This window comes from Halorussus gelatinilyticus (genome assembly GCF_023238445.1).
Classification (GTDB): domain Archaea; phylum Halobacteriota; class Halobacteria; order Halobacteriales; family Haladaptataceae; genus Halorussus; species Halorussus gelatinilyticus.
Genome location: NZ_CP096658.1, coordinates 92141 through 109402, shown reverse-complemented (window position 1 = coordinate 109402; position 17262 = coordinate 92141). Strand labels below are relative to the sequence as shown.

17 protein-coding genes are annotated in these 17262 nt (G+C 67.6%); 12 read left to right on the top strand and 5 right to left on the bottom strand.

Going from position 1 to position 17262, the window contains the following annotated elements; all coding sequences use genetic code 11:
• Positions 1-91: 91 nt before the first annotated feature.
• Positions 92-382, bottom strand: a complete 291-nt coding sequence (locus tag M0R88_RS00515) for an amphi-Trp domain-containing protein (RefSeq protein WP_248655012.1) — start codon at positions 380-382, stop codon at positions 92-94.
• A gap of 249 nt (positions 383-631) precedes the next feature.
• Here M0R88_RS00515 and M0R88_RS00510 point away from each other — a divergent pair, with 249 nt between their 5' ends.
• Together M0R88_RS00510 and M0R88_RS00505 are read left to right on the top strand one after the other, a co-directional pair.
• Positions 632-919, top strand: coding sequence for a PadR family transcriptional regulator (locus M0R88_RS00510; protein WP_248655011.1), 288 nt, complete (start codon positions 632-634; stop codon positions 917-919).
• Between the two features lies 1 nt (position 920).
• Positions 921-1067: a hypothetical protein gene (locus M0R88_RS00505; protein ID WP_248655010.1), complete on the top strand. Its 147-nt coding sequence runs from the start codon at positions 921-923 to the stop codon at positions 1065-1067.
• Here M0R88_RS00505 and M0R88_RS00500 read toward each other — a convergent pair whose 3' ends face one another.
• Positions 1068-2345 carry an AI-2E family transporter gene (locus tag M0R88_RS00500; RefSeq protein ID WP_248655009.1) on the bottom strand — a complete coding sequence of 426 codons (1278 nt, stop codon included), beginning with the start codon at positions 2343-2345 and terminating at the stop codon, positions 1068-1070.
• A gap of 153 nt (positions 2346-2498) precedes the next feature.
• Between M0R88_RS00500 and M0R88_RS00495 the strand changes: the two genes are divergently transcribed.
• From M0R88_RS00495 to M0R88_RS00455, 9 genes are all read left to right on the top strand, one after another.
• Complete coding sequence (locus M0R88_RS00495) at positions 2499-3764, top strand: MgtC/SapB family protein (protein WP_248655008.1); 1266 nt, start codon at positions 2499-2501, stop codon at positions 3762-3764.
• A gap of 142 nt (positions 3765-3906) precedes the next feature.
• Positions 3907-5238 carry an aminotransferase class III-fold pyridoxal phosphate-dependent enzyme gene (locus tag M0R88_RS00490; protein WP_248655007.1) on the top strand — a complete coding sequence of 444 codons (1332 nt, stop codon included), beginning with the start codon at positions 3907-3909 and terminating at the stop codon, positions 5236-5238.
• Positions 5239-5483: 245 nt separating this feature from the next.
• Positions 5484-5918, top strand: coding sequence for a hypothetical protein (locus M0R88_RS00485; protein ID WP_248655006.1), 435 nt, complete (start codon positions 5484-5486; stop codon positions 5916-5918).
• Positions 5919-5981: 63 nt separating this feature from the next.
• Positions 5982-6455, top strand: coding sequence for a redoxin domain-containing protein (locus M0R88_RS00480; protein WP_248655005.1), 474 nt, complete (start codon positions 5982-5984; stop codon positions 6453-6455).
• Positions 6456-6552: 97 nt separating this feature from the next.
• Positions 6553-7773, top strand: a complete 1221-nt coding sequence (locus M0R88_RS00475) for an alanine--tRNA ligase-related protein (RefSeq protein ID WP_248655004.1) — start codon at positions 6553-6555, stop codon at positions 7771-7773.
• A gap of 232 nt (positions 7774-8005) precedes the next feature.
• Positions 8006-11737 carry a PAS domain S-box protein gene (locus M0R88_RS00470; protein ID WP_248655003.1) on the top strand — a complete coding sequence of 1244 codons (3732 nt, stop codon included), beginning with the start codon at positions 8006-8008 and terminating at the stop codon, positions 11735-11737.
• A 90-nt stretch (positions 11738-11827) separates the two neighbouring features.
• Positions 11828-12973, top strand: coding sequence for an acyl-CoA dehydrogenase family protein (locus M0R88_RS00465; RefSeq protein ID WP_248655002.1), 1146 nt, complete (start codon positions 11828-11830; stop codon positions 12971-12973).
• A 51-nt stretch (positions 12974-13024) separates the two neighbouring features.
• A complete protein-coding gene (locus tag M0R88_RS00460; protein ID WP_248655001.1) occupies positions 13025-13432 on the top strand; it encodes a DUF7522 family protein in 408 nt (135 codons plus the stop codon).
• Positions 13433-13475: 43 nt separating this feature from the next.
• Positions 13476-14009, top strand: coding sequence for an HAD family hydrolase (locus tag M0R88_RS00455; protein WP_248655000.1), 534 nt, complete (start codon positions 13476-13478; stop codon positions 14007-14009).
• Here M0R88_RS00455 and M0R88_RS00450 read toward each other — a convergent pair.
• Together M0R88_RS00450 and M0R88_RS00445 are read right to left on the bottom strand one after the other, a co-directional pair.
• Entirely contained in the window at positions 14006-14284 is a 279-nt protein-coding gene (locus M0R88_RS00450; protein WP_248654999.1) for a DUF5822 domain-containing protein, read from the bottom strand. The genes M0R88_RS00455 and M0R88_RS00450 overlap by 4 nt on opposite strands.
• 55 nt (positions 14285-14339) lie before the next feature.
• Entirely contained in the window at positions 14340-14666 is a 327-nt protein-coding gene (locus M0R88_RS00445; RefSeq protein ID WP_248654998.1) for a hypothetical protein, read from the bottom strand.
• Between the two features lie 125 nt (positions 14667-14791).
• Here M0R88_RS00445 and panB point away from each other — a divergent pair, with 125 nt between their 5' ends.
• Entirely contained in the window at positions 14792-15607 is an 816-nt protein-coding gene (panB, locus tag M0R88_RS00440) for a 3-methyl-2-oxobutanoate hydroxymethyltransferase (RefSeq protein WP_248654997.1), read from the top strand.
• 41 nt (positions 15608-15648) lie between these two features.
• On the opposite strand, the gene M0R88_RS00435 is transcribed toward panB, so the two are convergent.
• On the bottom strand, positions 15649-17208 hold the full coding sequence (locus M0R88_RS00435; RefSeq protein ID WP_248654996.1) for an aldehyde dehydrogenase family protein: 1560 nt from the start codon (positions 17206-17208) through the stop codon (positions 15649-15651).
• Positions 17209-17262: the final 54 nt, after the last annotated feature.

The window sequence follows — 17262 nt, the reverse complement described above, 5'->3', positions numbered from 1 at the left end:
TGTCTACGAGTCCGGGAGTGGCGGCTTCGTCGCTTCGTAACGTGTCATACTCCGAGTCGCTTCGCCGGAGTGGGAACCGAGCGTCGCTGTCTTACTGAATATCCAGCGAGGCGTCCGTCTCGCCGCCCTGTCCGCCGTCCTCGTCCCACTCCAGTTCGAACTCGACGCTCAGTTCGCCGGGACCGCCGCTGCTCGGCGTCTCGCGCTCGGCCTTCACCTCGAAGGTCGGTTGCGCGGGCGGCGCGAGCGTCACCGACTGGTCGCCCGCCGACAGCGTGAGGTCCCCGCCCGATTCGAGTTTCTCGGCGACGGTCCGGAAGTAGGCCGCCACGTCGCTTCGGTCCATTCGGCGCTCGGTCTCGAAGAGTACTTCTTCTGGCATGGAGACACGTACGCGACCGACGCGGATAAGTTCGCCGTCGCGCGAGGCGGTCGAATTCGGACGGCGCGGTCCCCGCCGGCGACCGCCCTCTTGCCCGGAATCGGACGGACAGTCACCTGACGACGCCCGGAGAGGTCCGTGCGCGACGCGCGAACCGGCGGATACGTACCGCCTCGGTTACACGAGAAGAGTCGGCCACGAAGGGCCGTTATATTCATTTTCGTCGGCGTCCTAGCTGATACGTTACCCATGCACGACCTGACAGGTTTTCAACGCGACTTGCTGTACGTCATCGCGGGACTGGACGAACCGCACGGCCTCGCTATCAAGGACGAACTGGAGAACTACTACGAGAAGGAGATTCACCACGGCCGACTCTACCCGAACCTCGACACCTTGGTAGACAAGGGACTCGTCGAGAAGGGCCAGCGCGACCGCCGGACCAACTTCTACACGTTGACCCGCCGGGGCGACCGCGAAATCGAGGCCCGCAGGGAGTGGGAAGCCCAATACATCGAACTGAGCGTCGAAGCCTGAGATGGGTTCGCGGACCGCGACCGCCGCGGTCGGTCTGGGAGCCAGTCTCGCCGTCAGCGTCGCCGTCTGGTACTACTTCGACACCCTCCTCGTCTTCCTCGTCGTGCCATTCGTCCCCATCCTCTTCCGGAGGCGGAGAGCGGACTGATTATCCGTCGGTCCCGCCCGACGGTGTGGAGACGCCGTCGGAATCATTCGCTCCGGTCTCCTCGGTGACTCCGCCCGCGTGGGCGTCGTCAGCCGTTTCGCCGGTGTCGTCTGCGTCCGCCACTTCGCCGGTCGAGTCGTCGGTGTCGAACGTCTCCTCGGGGTGGGTCGCGCGGGGTTCGCGGTCGAAGAGGTACGTCGGGTCCACCGCCCACGGCCGGATGGGTTCGCCCGCGACCAACTCCGGCAGGACGATGCGGACGAAGTGGACGACCAGCACCAGAATCATCGGGCCGAGGAAGATGCCGTACCACCCGAACAGCAGCGGCCCGAAGATGTACGCGAGCATGACGAGACCGACGTGGAGGTTCCGGCCCGAGACGTACGGCCGCAACACGAGGTCCGGAATCGTGTCCACGAGGACGAGCGAGACGACGAAGAAGAGCGCCGGAAACCAGAGGAAGGCGGGGTCGGCCATCACGGTCTCGATGCCGAGATACGCAGAAATCGGGAAGTAGACCAACTTCATCCCGACGATGGGGATGAGACTGGCCGCGCCGGTCAGCAGGCCGACCAGCGTCGGATACGGGACGACGAGTTCGGTCGGCGCGACCATGTTCAGGGTGTTGTACGCCGCCGCGCCGATGGTCCCCGTGAGCAGGGCGTTCAGGATGTTGCCGAAGAAGATGCTGTTGAAGTCCCGGTCCACCGCGCGGACGTACGCCTCGGCGACGCCGCCCTCGTCGCCGAACTGCCGCCGGAAGAACCGCGAGAGGCGGTGGTCGTCCCGGAGTAGATAGAACGCGATGGCGATCATCACGAACAGGTGGAGCACCGCGTTCCCGATGAACCCCAGATAGTCGAGCGCCGAGCGCCCGATCTCCTCGACCAGCGCGGGGTCGGGGTTCGCCAGCAGTTCCTCGGGGCTCCGGGCGAGCGTCGAGACGTCGATGTACGGTTGAATCGCGGTCTGGAACCCATCCACGTCGGTCCGCTTGGCGATGTTGTTGAACTCTTGGAGTCCGATGGCCGCGGTGTACGTCACCAGAAGCAGGACGGGGAGCGCGAGCGCGAACAGCGCGGTCGCGGCGGCCAGACTCGACGGCCGGATGCGTCGCCGCAGGCGCTTGTACACCGGCCGGGTCGCGTAGTAGAGGAAGATGCCGAACACGAAGGTTCCGACGAACGAGTAGACGACGTACAGCACCGCCGCTCCCAGCACCGCCCCGACCAGCCACCAGCCGATTCGCGTCCGGTCGATGTCCAGACCGCCGACCATACCCAAGCAACTCGGCCGCGCTGGTAAAAATGTTCGCAGTCCGTGGGGTTGGGCGGTCCGGACGCTCGATACTCGGGTCGAGCGACCCGTCGGCCGAGCCGTCACACCTATTAATCCGTGGAGTGATATTTTACGCTACGTAGAGATTTAATCGTGCCGGGTCTCGCCGATTTCCTGACGCAGGTGCCGCTGGACAGCGAAGTGGTCCGCATCGCGCTGGCGGGTGCGCTCGGACTGTTCCTCGGACTGGAGCGCGAGTGGTCGCACAAGCCCGCGGGGATTCGGACCTTCACGCTCATCAGTCTCCTCGGCGCGGTGTTCACGCTGCTCGACAAGGACGTCCTCCTGTTTCTCGGCGGCCTGCTCGTCATCGTCCAGGGCATCATGCTCGGGGTGCAGGGGTTGATGGCCGACACGGAGGAGGAAGAGGGCCTGTCGCTGACGACCTCAGTGTCGATGCTGGTCTCGTTCGGGGTCGGCGCGCTCGTGATGCAGGGCTACATCCTCGTGGGCGTGACGGTGGCGGTGCTGTCGTCGCTGTTGCTGGTCCTCAAGCGCGAACTCCACTCGTTCGCGTGGGGGATGTCCCGCGAGGAGTTGCGGTCGGCCGTCGAGTTCGCCATCCTCGCGTTCGTCATCTACCCGCTGCTGCCCGGCGAGGAGTTCGCCTTCGGCATCCAACCCCGCGTGGTCTGGCTGATGGTCGTCACCGTCGCGGCAATCGGCATCGTCAACTACGCGGTCGTGACGGCCTACGGCGGCCGAGGCATCGCGGTCACGGGCTTCTTCGGCGGACTGGCCTCCTCGACCGCGGTCGTCGGGACGATGCTCGACCACGTGCGCCAGCGCCCCGAGGCGGCCTCCTACGGCGTGGCGGCCATCCTGCTGGCCGACGCCGCGATGGCGGTCCGGAACCTCGCCATCGCGCTGGCGTTCACGTTCCCGAGCGGTCGGCCGGTCCTCTACGGTGCGATTCTGCCGCTCGGGGCGGTCATCCTCGGGAGCGTGGCCATCGCGGCCTATACCGCCGACTGGTCCGAGAAGGTCGAGATGAACCTCGAAAGCCCGTTCTCGCTCCGGAACGCGCTCGGGTTCGGGGCCATCTTCCTGCTGGTCATCGCGGGCGGCGCGGTCGCCCAACAGCAGTTCGGCTCGGCCGGGTTCTACGTCACCGCGGTTCTCTCCGGACTGGTCTCCAGCGCGGGCGCGACCTCCTCGGCGGTTCTCCTCTACATGGGCGGGACCATCGACCACCAGACCTCGGTGTTCGGCATCCTGCTGGCGACCGCCTCCTCCATCGTCGTGAAGGCCGCGCTGACTATCTCCGCGCCGGACCGGAGTTTCAGCTACCGGGTCGCGGCGTGGAGCGGCGTCCTCCTCGCGGGGTCGGCGATTGCCGCGGTCCTGGCGACGCTGTAGTCCGCGGTCGTCCCGCCACCGTAATTTTTGCCACGGTGGGGGAGACCGTCTAACTTCGGTCGGAAACTCGAACCAGTTGCAAGTCTTGCCCGAAGCGGAAGAAACCAATTCAATTAAAGGGTGCCCCTTCATACCCCGTGTCATGGACAGAGACACCGCAGAACCGACGGTTGAAGACATGCCCGGAAAACGAGCAGAGGAGTGGGCCGACTTCCACCACCAGTTCTCCGCGCCGAGTACCTACGTCTACGACTTCGTGTGGGACTTCACCGCACCGGCCGAGGGGCCGTTCTGTACCGACGTGGACGGCAACGTCCTGCTGGACTTCACGAGTCACGTCGCGTCCGCGCCGCTCGGGTACAACAACCCCAAAATCATGGAGAAGTTCGAGGAGTTCGACCTCGTCGACCCGTTGAAAATCGCGGGGCAGGACTTCTACGCCGCCGGCGGCTGGCCGCCCGAAGAGCCGGAACTCCCCGGCCCGACCCAGTTGATGGACCGACTCACCGACCTCACGAGCCACTACGATCTGGACACCGTGTTCCTCTCGAACTCCGGCGCTGAGGCGGTCGAGAACGCCATCAAGATCAGCTACGCGCAGGGCGGCCGCCGTGCGTTCACCTTCGACGGCGCGTTCCACGGTCGGACGCTCGGCGCGCTCAGCCTCAACCGCTCGAAGGTCAACCACCGCAAGGGCTACCCCGAAATCGGCGGCGTCGTCTCGGTGCCCTACCCCTCGACCGAGGAGGACTACCGCGAGAAGTGGCTGACCGACGGTCCCGGCGGCAACGTCGTCGCGGACAAACTCGACCCCGAGCAGGGTGTCATCGACCCCGAGGAGGTCGCCTACCTCATCCTCGAACCCGTGCAGGGCGAGGGCGGCTACCGAGTGCCCCACGACGGCTTTATCGCCGACCTCGCGGCAATTCGGGAGCGCTTCGACGTGACCGTCATCAGCGACGAGATTCAGGCCGGGATGGGCCGGACCGGCGAGATGTGGGGTATCGACCACCTCGACCTCGAACCGGACGTCATCACCTCCGCGAAGGGTCTCCGGGCGGGCGCGACGGTCGCCAACTCCGACCTCTTCCCCAAGGAGAAGGCGCGACTCTCCTCGACGTGGGGCGCGGGCAAAATCGTGGACTCGATGCAGGGCGTGTTCACCATCGACGCCATCCACGAGCACGACCTGCTCGCCAACGCGACCGAGCGCGGCCGCCAGATGACCGAACTGCTCGAAGACGCCAATCTGCCGAACGTCACCGACGTTCGCGGCCGCGGCCTGATGCTCGCGGTGGAGTTCGACACCAAGGAGCGCCGCGAGGCGGTCGTGAAGGCCGCCCTGAAGCGCGGCCTGCTCGTCCTCGGCTGTGGCTACAAGACGCTCCGACTCCTGCCGCCGCTCGACGTGACCGAGCGCGAAATCGAACTCGCCTTCGACCTGTTCCGTGCGTCGGTCGAGGACGTGGCCTGAACCGTTCGCCCTTCGCTTCCTGTCGCCTCTCTCTCCTCGATTCTGCTTCCCGACTCTATTCCCGACGCCGATTTCCGACGCCGATTCCCGTCCCGCGAATCTTCGCGGTCCACGGATTGCGCCGTCTGCGCTCGCGCAGGACTGTGCGAGCGCAGACGCACCTGCCCGAGAATTACTCTTTTCTGCACCCGAGAATCCTCTAGTCGCCGAGAAGATTGATAACGGCGATGGTCGAAACGACGACTATGTATCAGCTCAGCGATTCCCTCCGCGAGGAACCGTCCGCGATAGCACGGCTCCTCGGTGCGATTCGGAGTCGGGTCGCGGGCGCGCTCGGCGTCGTCGCGGTCCTCGCCGTCGTCGCGCTTCCGGACCCGCTCCCGGCGTTGCCGCCCGGCGCGTACGCGGTCGTCGGCGCGGTCGAAGGTCTCGGTCTGGCGGTCGCCGCCGAGAATCTCATGTGGCGGCCGGCCAAGCGATTCGACTGGACGCGCGCGAGTCGGCGCGTCGGCGGGGTCGCGGCGGCCGCCGCGCTGTTCGTCGTGTCGATGGCCGCGCTCGGGGTGGACCTCGGGCCGCGCGACCGGGCGCTGTTGGCCGGGTTCTGCCTCTCCGGCCCGGCCGCTATCGCCGCGCTCGACTACCTCAAGGCGCGAGTGCAGGCCGACCTCGTGGCGTAGAACGCGAGGGAGCCGAACTCGTTCGGAACGGCGCTTACGCCGTCGGCGGACCAATCTCCGTCCATGCTCACCGAAGGCGACTCCGCACCGACGTTCTCGGCGACGCTCGGCACCAGCGACCACGAATCGTTCGACCTCGCGGACCGACTCGGCGACGGGCCGGTCGTGCTGGCCTTCTTCCCCGGCGCGTTCACCCCGCCGTGTACCTCGGAGATGGTCGCGTTGCAGGACCGGTTGGACGAGTTCGAGGACGCCGGCGCGACCGTCCTCGGCGTGAGCGCCGACTCGCCGTTCTCGCTCGGGGCGTTCCGCGAAGCGCAGGGGCTGGAGTTCGACCTCGTGAGCGACACGGCCGGGGACGCAATCGGGGCCTACGACCTCGAAATCGACATCGAGGAGTTGGGTCTGCACGGCATCGCCAACCGCGCCGTCTTCGTCCTCGACGACGAGGGCACCGTGACCTACCGGTGGGTCGCCGACGACCCGACGAACGAACCCGACTACGACGAACTGCTGGCGGTGGTCGAATCGGCGTGACTCGGCCGCGACGCGGTGCCGAACGCCGCGGCCGAGTCGGCGAGACCCGACCGTCGGGAGCGTGAGCCTTTTGTCACCGCGCCGACTCCCGACTGGTATGAGTCAACTCGCGGCACGGGAACCGGAGGTGCGGAGCTTCGAGGCGACCGTCGCGGCCGTGGACGGCCGGGAAGTCACGCTGGACGAGAGCCACTTCTACGCCGAGAGCGGCGGCCAACCGGCCGACCGGGGGACGCTCGGGGGCGTCCCGGTCGAGGACGTCCAACGGCGCGACGGCGAAATCGTCCACCGCCTCGCGGACCCGGCGGCCGAATCGGGTATCGCGGTCGGCGAGACGGTCCGCGGGGAGATAGACGACGCGTTCCGGACCTACTGCATGCGCGCTCACACCGCGAGCCACCTCCTCTACGGCGCGGGCCGCGAGGTGCTGGACGACCTCGGTTACGGCGGGTTCGACATCGGCGAGCGGAAGGTCCGGGTGGACTTCACGACTTCGACGGACGTGACCGACGAGACGCTGGCCGAACTGGAGCGACTCACCAACCGGGCTATCTGGGACTCGCTCGCGGTCTCGTGGGAGGAGATTTCCGAGGCGGAAGCCCGCGAGCGCGACGAAATCGCGTTCAACACCAAGACCGAGGAGGGAGTGATGAGCGAGTCGGACGCGGTCCGGGTCGTCACCGTCGAGGGGTTCGACTGGGCGGCCTGCGGCGGGACCCACGTCGGCGACACGAGCGAAATCGGTCCCGTCACCGTGCTTGACCGCTCGAACCCCGGCGAGGGGCTGACCCGCGTGGAGTTCGCGGTCGGCCCGACCGCGATTCGCCGCCGCGCCGACGACGTGCGGTCGGCGCGCGAGGCCGCCCGGACGCTGGACGTGGGCGTGAGCGAACTCCCCGAGGCGGCCGAGCGCGTCAGCCAGCAGGTCGAGGAGTTGGAGGCCGACCTCGCGGACGCCAAAGCGGAGCTTCTGGACGCCCGCCTCGCCGACCTCCGGGAGCGTCCGGTCGAGCGCGACGGCGGCGAGTGGGTCGTCGGCACCGTCTCGGCGTTCGGCCCGAACGAGGTCGCCGACCGCGCCCGCGAACTGGCGAGCGGCGAGACCGCCGCGAATTCGCCCGACGCGGTGGTCCTCGTCGGGAGCGACGGCGCGACGTTCGTCGTCGCCGCGACCGAGGGCGACCCGGACGCGGGCGACGTGGTGGACGAGGTGACGAGCGAGTTCGGCGGTGGTGGCGGCGGCAGTCCGACGGTCGCGCAGGGCGGCGGTCTCGACGCCAGTCCGGAGGAGGTCGTGAGCTATCTTCGGAATCGGTAAGCACATACAAAGATTCCTTTAGACAATATTTTTAGCTGAAGGATGCCCGCGGTCCGGCGGTCGGGGCGGTCCCGCCGTTGGCGGTCCCGCCCTCGCCGAGACCGTCCCTGCCAGAAGCGTCCCCGCCGGAGGCGTCCTCACCGAGATTGGCCTCGTCAGGGACGCTCGTGCCGGTTCGCTTCAGTTTGGGTACTAAACGAAGACTTAATCCACTCGATTGAGTATCGCAGGTATGAGCGAGCGGGCCGGGGCCGCAAACGACGAATTTTGGGAGGGAGCGGACGAGGACGGCGCTCTCCAGCGATATCGGACGCTGGTGAACGCGATAGACGACGGCATCTACCAACTCGACGCCGACGGCCGGTTCGTCGCGGTCAACGACGTGATACCCGAGCTCTCGGGGTACGACCGCGAGGAGTTGCTCGGCGAACACGTCTCGGTGATTCTCGACGCCGACGATGTGGCGACCGTCCAGCGCGAAATCGAGCGACGGTTGACCGACGACGACCGACAGGAGACCGTCGATTTCACGGTCGAGACCGCCGACGGCGACCGGGTTCCGTGCGAACTCCGCCTGAACCTCCTCGTCGAAGACGGCCAGTTTCGCGGCACCATCGGCGTCATCCGGGACGTGTCCGAGCGAGTGCGGACCGAGCGGGAACTCGGCGAGCGCGAGCGACAGCTCGAACGCGAGCGCGACCTGACCGAGGAAGTACTGGACGCCAGTCCGGTGGGCGTGATGGTGCTGGACGCCGACGGAGCGGTCACGCGCATCAACGACAGGGCCGCGGACCTGCTCGGCATCCCGGAGGACGAACTCGACGGCTACGACCCCGACGACAGGCCTACCTACGACGAGGAGGGTCGCCCGGTCACCGTCGAGGACCACCCGTTCGCGGAGGTGCTGGAGACGGGCGAACCGGTCTACGACCGCGTTCTGCAGGTCGAACGCCTCGACGGCGAGCGCCGGTGGCTGTCGGTCAACGCCGAGCCGATTATCGAGGACGGCAAGGTCGTCCGAGTGGTCACGACCGGCGAGGACGTGACCGAGATGAAGCGCCGCGAGCGCGAACTGGAGAGCGAGCTCGCCGAGATAATCGGCCGCGTCACCGACGCCTTCTACGCGCTCGACGACGAGTGGCAGTTCACGCACGTCAACGACCGCGCCGAGGAACTCATCGACTATCAGGGCGAGGGACTGGTCGGCGAGAACTTCTGGGAGGTGTTCGAGTGGGCGACCGACTCGAAGCTCGGCGAGGAGTACCGCGAGGCGATGGCAACCCAAGAGCCGACCTCCTTCGAGTTCTACTATCCCGCCCCGCTGGAAGCGTGGTACGAGGTCCACGCCTACCCCTCCGAGTCGGGCCTGTCGGTGTACTTCCGGGACGTGACCGAGCGACGGGAGCGCGAACGCGAACTCGAAGAGTACCGCTCGCGCTACCGGACGCTGGTCGAGAACTTCCCGAACGGCGCGGTCGCGCTGGTGGACCGGGACCGCCGGTACGTCACCTTCGGCGGCACCCCGGAGGTCGAGGGGGTGACGCGGGACGACCTCGAAGGGAGCTACCTGCGCGAGGCGTTGCCCGACGAACTGGCCGACGTGGTGGTCCCGTGCTACGAGGCCGCGCTCGACGGCGAGCAGGTGCGAGCCGAAGCGACCCTCGGCGACGAGACCTACCAGTTCCAGTTCCTGCCGGTCCGGGACGACGACGGCGAGGTGTTCGCCGCGCTGGGCATGTCTCAAGACGTGACCGAGCGCGAGGAGTACCAGCGCCGACTCGAGGAGAGCGAGCGGCGCTACCGGACGCTCGCGGAGTACTTCCCGAACGGCATCGTGACGCTGTTCGACCGCGACCTCGAATACACGCTCGCGGCGGGACGTCGGTTCGCTGACATCCCCGTCGAACCCGACGACCTCGAAGGGCGGAGCTTCCGCGAGGTGTGGGACGAGGCGACCGCCGACGCGCTCGAACCCGCGTTCGAGGCCGCGCTCGACGGCGAAGAGCGGTCGGTCGAACTCACCTACGCGGGGCGGGAGTGGATTCTCCACGCGGTGCCCATCACCGACGAGGGCGGCGACGTGTTCGCCGGAATGACGATGGCCCAGGACATCACCGAGCGCAAGGAGCGCGAACGACAACTCCAACGCTACCGGGAGTACACCGACGCGGTCCTCGACGCCATCGACGACCTGTTCTACATCTTCGACGAGTCGGGCGACCTCCAGCGGTGGAACGACACCCTCTCGGCGGTGACCGGCTACCCGCCCGAGGAGGTCACGTCGATGCACGCGCTGGAGTTCTTCGACGAGGAGTCCGGCGCGGAAATCGCCGACGCGATACGCCGCGGGTTCGAGACGGGACACGCGCAGGTCGAGGCGGAGATACGGACGAAGGACGGCGACCGGATTCCCTACGAGTTCGTCGCGTCCACGCTCGAAGACCCCGACGGCGAGCGCGTGCTTGCGGGCATCGGACGGGACGTGACCGAGCGGCGCGAGCGCGAGCGCTACCTGCGGGAAGCCAAGTCGCAACTGGAGGCCGCGACCGAGGCGGGTGCCGTCGGCACGTGGGAGTGGCACGTCCCCGACGACGAGTTCGTCGCGGGCGCGTCGTTCGCCCGGACGCTCGGTATCGACCCGGAGGCCGCCCGCGAGGGCGTGTCGCTCGACCGCGTGGTCGCGTCCATCCACGAGGACGACCGCGAGCGCGTCGAGCGTCACATCGAGGACACGCTGGACGCCTGTGACGAGTACGAGGAGGAGTACCGCGTCCGGAACGCCGACGGCGACGTTCGCTGGGTGGTCGCCCGCGGCCACGTCGAGTGCGACGAGGCGGGCAATCCGGTCAGGTTCCCCGGCGCGCTGACCGACATCACCGAACGCAAGCGCGCCGAACTGGAGCGCGACGAACACCGAAAACAGCTCGAAACCCTCTTCGAGGTCCTCCCCGTCGGCGTCGTGGTCGCGGACGGCGACGGCCGCGTCACCGAGTCGAACGAGGCTGCCAAGGAACTGTGGGGCGTCGAGGAGTTCGACGTCGAGAGCGTCGCCGACCACCAGCGGTACCGCGGATGGCACGCGGACACCGGCGAACCCGTCGAGACGGATGAGTTCCCGCTGGTCCGAGTCGTCCGCGGCGAGGAGCTATCCGAGCCGAAGATATACGAAATCGAGCGCGCCGACGGCGAGCGACGGACCGTCATGGTCCACGGGATGCCCGTGCGGGACGCCAGCGGCGACGTGACGTACGGCGTCGTCACGCTGACGGACGTGACCGAGCGCCGGGAGTACCAGAGCCAACTCGAAGCGACCGTCGAGAAGCTAGAGGAGTCCAACGAGCGCCTCGAATCGTTCGCCAGCATGCTCGCCCACGAGTTGCGCAACCCCGTCACCATCGGTCAGATTTACACCCGCCAGCTCCCGACCGACGACGCCGGAGCGACCGAGGCGGTCGAGTACGTCACCGAGGCGTTCGACCGCATCGAGGACATGATAGACGTGATGCTCGTGCTGACCCGCGGCCGGGACGCGGTCGGTGCGGGCAACTCGCTGGCGCTGTCGGCGGCGGCCCGCGAGGCGTGGAAGAGCGTGGACGCGCCCGACACGACGCTCGACGCGACCGTCGGCGAAGTCGTCGAGGCCGACGAGACGTATCTGCGCCACCTGTTCCGGAACCTGTTCGAGAACGCGGTCCAGCACGGCGACGCGACCGAGGTCCGGGTCGGCAGTCTCTCGAAGGGCTTCTACGTCGCCGACGACGGAAACGGAATTTCCGAGGACGAGCGCGACGACGTGTTCGAAGCCGGGTTCACGACGGCGGGCGACGAGGGCGGTACCGGTCTCGGACTCGCCTTCGTCCGGGAACTCGCCGAAGTCTACGGGTGGGACTACGACGTGACCGAGAGCGAGTCGGGCGGCGCGCGCATAGAGTTCCGGAGCGTGGAGTTCGTGACCGACGAGTAGGCGGCCCTTGCGGAGACGCGCCGCCGACCCGCGCTCGCGGCCGAACCCGGAACAGGCAACTTTTTCCACCCGGTCGCCTACCGTCTCAGTATGAACCTCTCCGACGAGCAACGCGCCATCCGCGACGTCGTGCGGGAGTTCGCGGTCGAGGAGATTCGCCCGACCGCGGCCGAGTGCGACGAAGACCAGACGTTCCCCGAGGACGTGTGGGACGGCCTGGCCGACCTCGACATGACCAGCCTGACGGTCCCCGAGGAGTACGGCGGTCTCGACGTGGACCGCCTGACCTACAGCGTCGTCAACGAGGAGGTCGCGTACGGGATGCTCTCGGTGGCGACCGCGCTCTCGGTCCACAGCCTCGCCACCTCCTGCATCGCCGAGTTCGGCGACGAGGACCAGAAGGAGCGCTGGCTCCCCGACATGGCCGAGGGCCGGCCCGTCGGAGCCTTCGCGCTCTCGGAACCCCAAGCCGGGTCGAATCCTGCAGAGATGACCACCGAAGCGAAGCGGGAGGGCGACGAGTACGTGATAAACGGCAAGAAGCAGTGGATTACCAACGGCGAGCGCGCGGGCGTCGTCGTCCTCTTCGCCAAGACCGACCGCGAGGACCCCCGGTCGGTGACCCAGTTCGTCGTCCCGAAGGACGCCGACGGCTTGGAGGTCGGCAAGAAGGAGGACAAACTGGGCCTTCGCGCGAGCGACACCACGAGCCTGATTTTCGACGACGTGCGCATCCCCGCCGAAAACCGCTTGACCGAGGAGGGGAAGGGCCTCTCGGCGGCGTTCCACATCCTGACCGGCGGGCGCATCGGCATCGCCAGCCAGTCGGTCGGACTCGCCCAGTCCGCGCTGGACGAGGCGGTCGGGTACGCCCAAGACCGCGAGCAGTTCGACGAACCCATCGCGGAGATCCAGACCATCCGGCACAAGTTGGCCGACATGAAGACCCAACTGGCGGCCGCCCGGCTTCTGACCCGCGACGCCGCCCGGAAGGACGACCGAGCGAGGGAGACCGGAAGCGACGAGAACGTCGAGATGGCCGCCAGCATGGCGAAGTACTTCGCCAGCGAGGCCGCGGTCGATATCACCAACGAGGCGGTCCAGATTCACGGCGGCTACGGCTACACCACCGACTTCGACGTGGAACGCCTCTACCGGGACTCGAAGATTACGACCATCTACGAGGGTACCTCCGAGATTCAGAAGAAAGTCATCGCGCGAAATCTGCTGTCCTGACGCCGTTCCCCGTCAGACTTATTTCGGTCGGACGAAACCCCGACAAACGAAATGGTCGTTTCCGAAGATTCGATGCTGGTGGGATTCGACGCCGACGCCGCGCTCGCGGCCGCTCGCAGTGTGGACGGCGCGTCGGTTCGCCTCTGCGTGGAGTACACGCCCGACGAGTTTCACACGCTCTACGCCGACGAGACGACGATGGCGCTCTACGCGGGGGACGAGGACGAGATGCGAGACCACTTCGAGGAGGTTCACGGCTACGTCCACATGGACTTCACCGAGCGCGACCTCTTCGCCGACCTGTTCCGGGGGGCCGGCGAGGTCCGGTCGTTCGTCACCTACATGGACCACGTGACCCTGGTCCGGGTTCTGGTCGGCCAGCAGGGACTGCTTCTCACGGCCGACCCCGACACCGACGTGACCGAACTCGTGGGGGCCGTCGAGGCCGAACTGGACTGACCGCACCGACACCCCTTTCTCGGCGCTCGCCCTATCGCGGACCGTGACCGAAACAGACGCCAGCGACGCGACAGCGGTCGTCTACGACCTCGACGGGACGCTCGTCCGCCTCGCGGTGGACTGGGAAGACGTGGAGCGCCGACTGGTCGACCTCCTCGAACGCGAGGGCGTCGACGCCGACCCCCTGAGCGCGTGGGACCTGCTCTCGGCCGCCGAGGACGCGGGTATCGGCGACGAGGCCGACGAACTCATCGCCAGCGCGGAGCGCGACGGGGCCGCCGCCTCGGAGCGTCTGCCCCTCGCCGACGAACTCGTCGAACGCGAGGTCCCCGTCGGCGTCTGCTCGCTGAACCACGAGGAGGCGGTCCGAATCGCGCTCGACCGCCACGACCTCTCGGCACACGTCGAGAGCGTCGTTGGCCGGGGCACGGTCCCCGAGCGCAAACCGCATCCGCGCGCTCTGCTGGCGGCGGTCGAGGAGTTGGGCGTCGACCCCAAGGACGTGCTGTTCGTCGGGGATTCGAAGAGTGACGAGGAGACCGCGGAACGGGCCGGGACGCGGTTCGAGTGGGTCTAATTTTCTGACTTCGAGGAGGCGTTTTCCGCCGCGGAGTCGTCTTCCGTCCTCCGGGCGTACAGGAAGACTCCTACCGCGACGACGAACCAGACGACCGCGCCGACCCGAATCGCGAACTCCGCGCGGGCGGCCCACGTCGGGAGCGAGACCCCGACCAGCCACGCGATTAGCGCGACGACGGGCGCGCCGACGACGATGGTGACGACGAAGGTGGTCTGCATCACCCACCCGTAATCGACGCCCTCGGGGTCGTGAGTCTCGACTGGTTCGGGCACACTCGAAACAGCGGACGCTCGGGGCTTAAACGTTGTAGTCTCGTCCCGACGCGTCTCAGCGCTCGACTTCCTCGACCGAGACCGTCCGCATCTCGTCGTCCTCTCGCTCCCGTTGGACCCGCAGTCGGATGCCCTGCTCGCGGTCGCTCTCCTCGACGGTGTGGACCACCTTCGGCGTCGCGGCGGCGTCGAGCATCGTCATCTCCTCGCCCTCGTTGACGAGGCTGTAACCGCTCTCGACGCAGTGGCCCATGAGCGCGCAGTCGCGGGTGTGAGAGCGGGCCGCCGCCAGCAGGTCGTCGCGGGCGTTCTTGCGTACGCAGCCGTTGTCGATGACGTACCCCTCGACCGTCTCGGAGTCGGTCGGCTCTCCGGTAACCATCGCGTCCGCCTACTCCCGACCCACACTTGCATCCTCTGGCCCGGAGACCCTCCGTTCGCCCGCCGGAACTGTCACGAACGACCGGAATCGAACAGGTTTAACACACCGCGTACCAGTTTCCGAACATGGCGACGACGGTTCAGGACCTCGCGGAGATGGCAGGGGACGAGGAGATAACGATGCTGACCGCGTACGACGCGCCGACCGCGGCAATCGTGGACGAGACCGGCGTGGACGTGATTTTGGTCGGCGACAGCATGGGCAACGCAGTGCTGGGCCACGACTCGACGCTCCCCGTCACGGTCGAGGAGATGCAGAGCCGGACCGCCGCGGTTGCGCGCGCCACCGACGACGCGATGGTCGTCGCGGACATGCCGTTCCTGAGCTACGGCGTGGACGAGGGCGAGGCCGTCGAGAACTGCGGCCGGATGCTCAAGGAGGCCGACGCCAACGCGGTCAAGTTGGAGAGCGGCCCCCACACCGTGGACCTGACCGAGCGGCTCGTCGAGTTGGGCATCCCCGTGATGGCGCATCTCGGGCTGACGCCCCAGCGCGTCAATCAGTTGGGCGGCTACTTCCGGCAGGGCACCGACGAGAAGAGCGCCGGGGAGATGCTGGAACTGGCGAAGTCCCACGAGGAGGCCGGAGCCTTCTCGCTGGTGCTGGAACACGTCCCCTCGAACGTCGCGGCCCAGATAACCGAGGCCATCGACATCCCCACCATCGGCATCGGTGCCGGCCCGGACACCGACGGGCAGGTCCTCGTCGTGAACGACGTGTTCGGCCTGAGCGACCGGAGTCCCTACTTCTCCGAGCAGTTCGGCGACGTGAAAAGCGAGATGGAGCGAGCGGTCGCCGGATTCCGCGACGCGGTGGAGTCCGGGGAGTTCCCCGCGGAGGACCACAGCTACAGCGAAGACGAGATAGACGATATCTACTGAAACGCTTCTCTTCCGGTGGTCTTCCCGACCCCCGAACCGTCCTAATACGGGTAGTCCCGCGCCTCCTCCTGCACCGAAATCCAGCGCGTCTCGGTCAGTTCCTCGGCTATCCACTCGCCGTTGTACCGGCCGACGCCCGAGGCGTTCACCCCGCCGAACGCGACGTGCGGTTCGTCGTTCAGCGGTTGGTCGTTGACGTGGACCATCCCCGTGTCGAGTCGCCGCGCGATGTCGATGGCTCGCTCGGTGTCCTCGCAGTGGACCGACCCCGAGAGACCGTATTCGGTGTCGTTAGCCATCTCGACTGCCTCCTCGTCGTCAGAGAAGGGAATCACGGGCGCGACCGGGCCGAAGTGTTCCTCGGCGGCGATGGGCATCTCGTTCGTGACGCCCGAGAGGACCGTCGGCTCCACGAACCAGTCGTAGAATTCGCCGCCCGCCTCGATTTCCGCGCCCCGCTCGACCGACCGCTCCACGAGGTCCGCGATGGTCTCGAACTGCGACTCGTTCTGGACCGGCCCCACAAGAACGGCCTCGTCGCGGGGGTCCCCGACCGGCAACCGCTCGGCGCGCTCGGCCAGTCGCTCGACGTACTCGTCGTAGAGCGATTCGTGGACTAGATGGCGGTTGATGGAGATGCACTCCTGTCCCTGATGCGTGAACGACCCGAAGACGCCGCCGTCCACCGCCCGGTCCAAGTCCGCGTCCGCGGTCACGACGTGGGCGTTGTTCCCGCCGAGTTCCAGCGCCGGGAGCGACAACTGCTCGGCCGCCGTCGCGCCGACCCGCCGCCCGACCTCCGTCGAACCGGTGAACGAGACGACCGACGCCGCGGGATGGCCCGCCACGGTCTCGCCGATGGCCGACCCCTCGCCCGTGACGACGTTCAGCACGCCGTCGGGGAGTCCGGCTTCCTCGAAGAGACTCGCCAGCGCCAACCCGCCGACGACCGCGGTGTGGGTCGAGGGCTTGAGGACCACCGCGTTCCCGAGCGCGAGTGCCGGCGCGACCGCCCGCATCGAGAGGTAGAGCGGGAAGTTCCACGGCGAGATGACGCCGACGACGCCCGCGGGCTCCCGAAAGACGAGGTTGCGCTTGCCCTCCACGACCGACTCGTACTCGTCGGTGTCGCCGGGGTCGGCGGCGTCCGCGAGGCCTTCGGCGACTTCCATCGTCCCCGCGGTCAGGTCGAGTTCGATTTCGGCCTTCAGCCTGCTCCCGCCGCACTCGACGGCGAACAGATGCGCGAACTCGTCGCGGTACTCCCCGACGAGTTCCCGCGCGTCGGCGACCACCGACGCTCGCTCCTCGGGCGGCCGGTCGGCCCACTCGCGCTGTGCCGACTCGGCGGCCGCGTACGCCGCGTTCACGTCCGCGTCGGTTCCGGCCGGGACGGTCCCGACCGCCGTTCTCGTCGTCGGGTCCACCACGTCGAGACCCGCACGGTCGCCCTGCGCGCGCCACTCGCCGTCCACGTGTATCGCGTTCCATCCGCCGGACGGCGCGAAGCCGAGGTCGTCGAGGTCGGGCGCGGTCGCGTCGGTCGCGGTCGTCGCGTCGCCCGCGTCGGCGTCCGTCGGTGACTGGCGTTCCCTTGCCATGAAATCTCGTACTTCTTCACTTGACTTAACGCTTCTTCAGGTGGATAAAAAGCG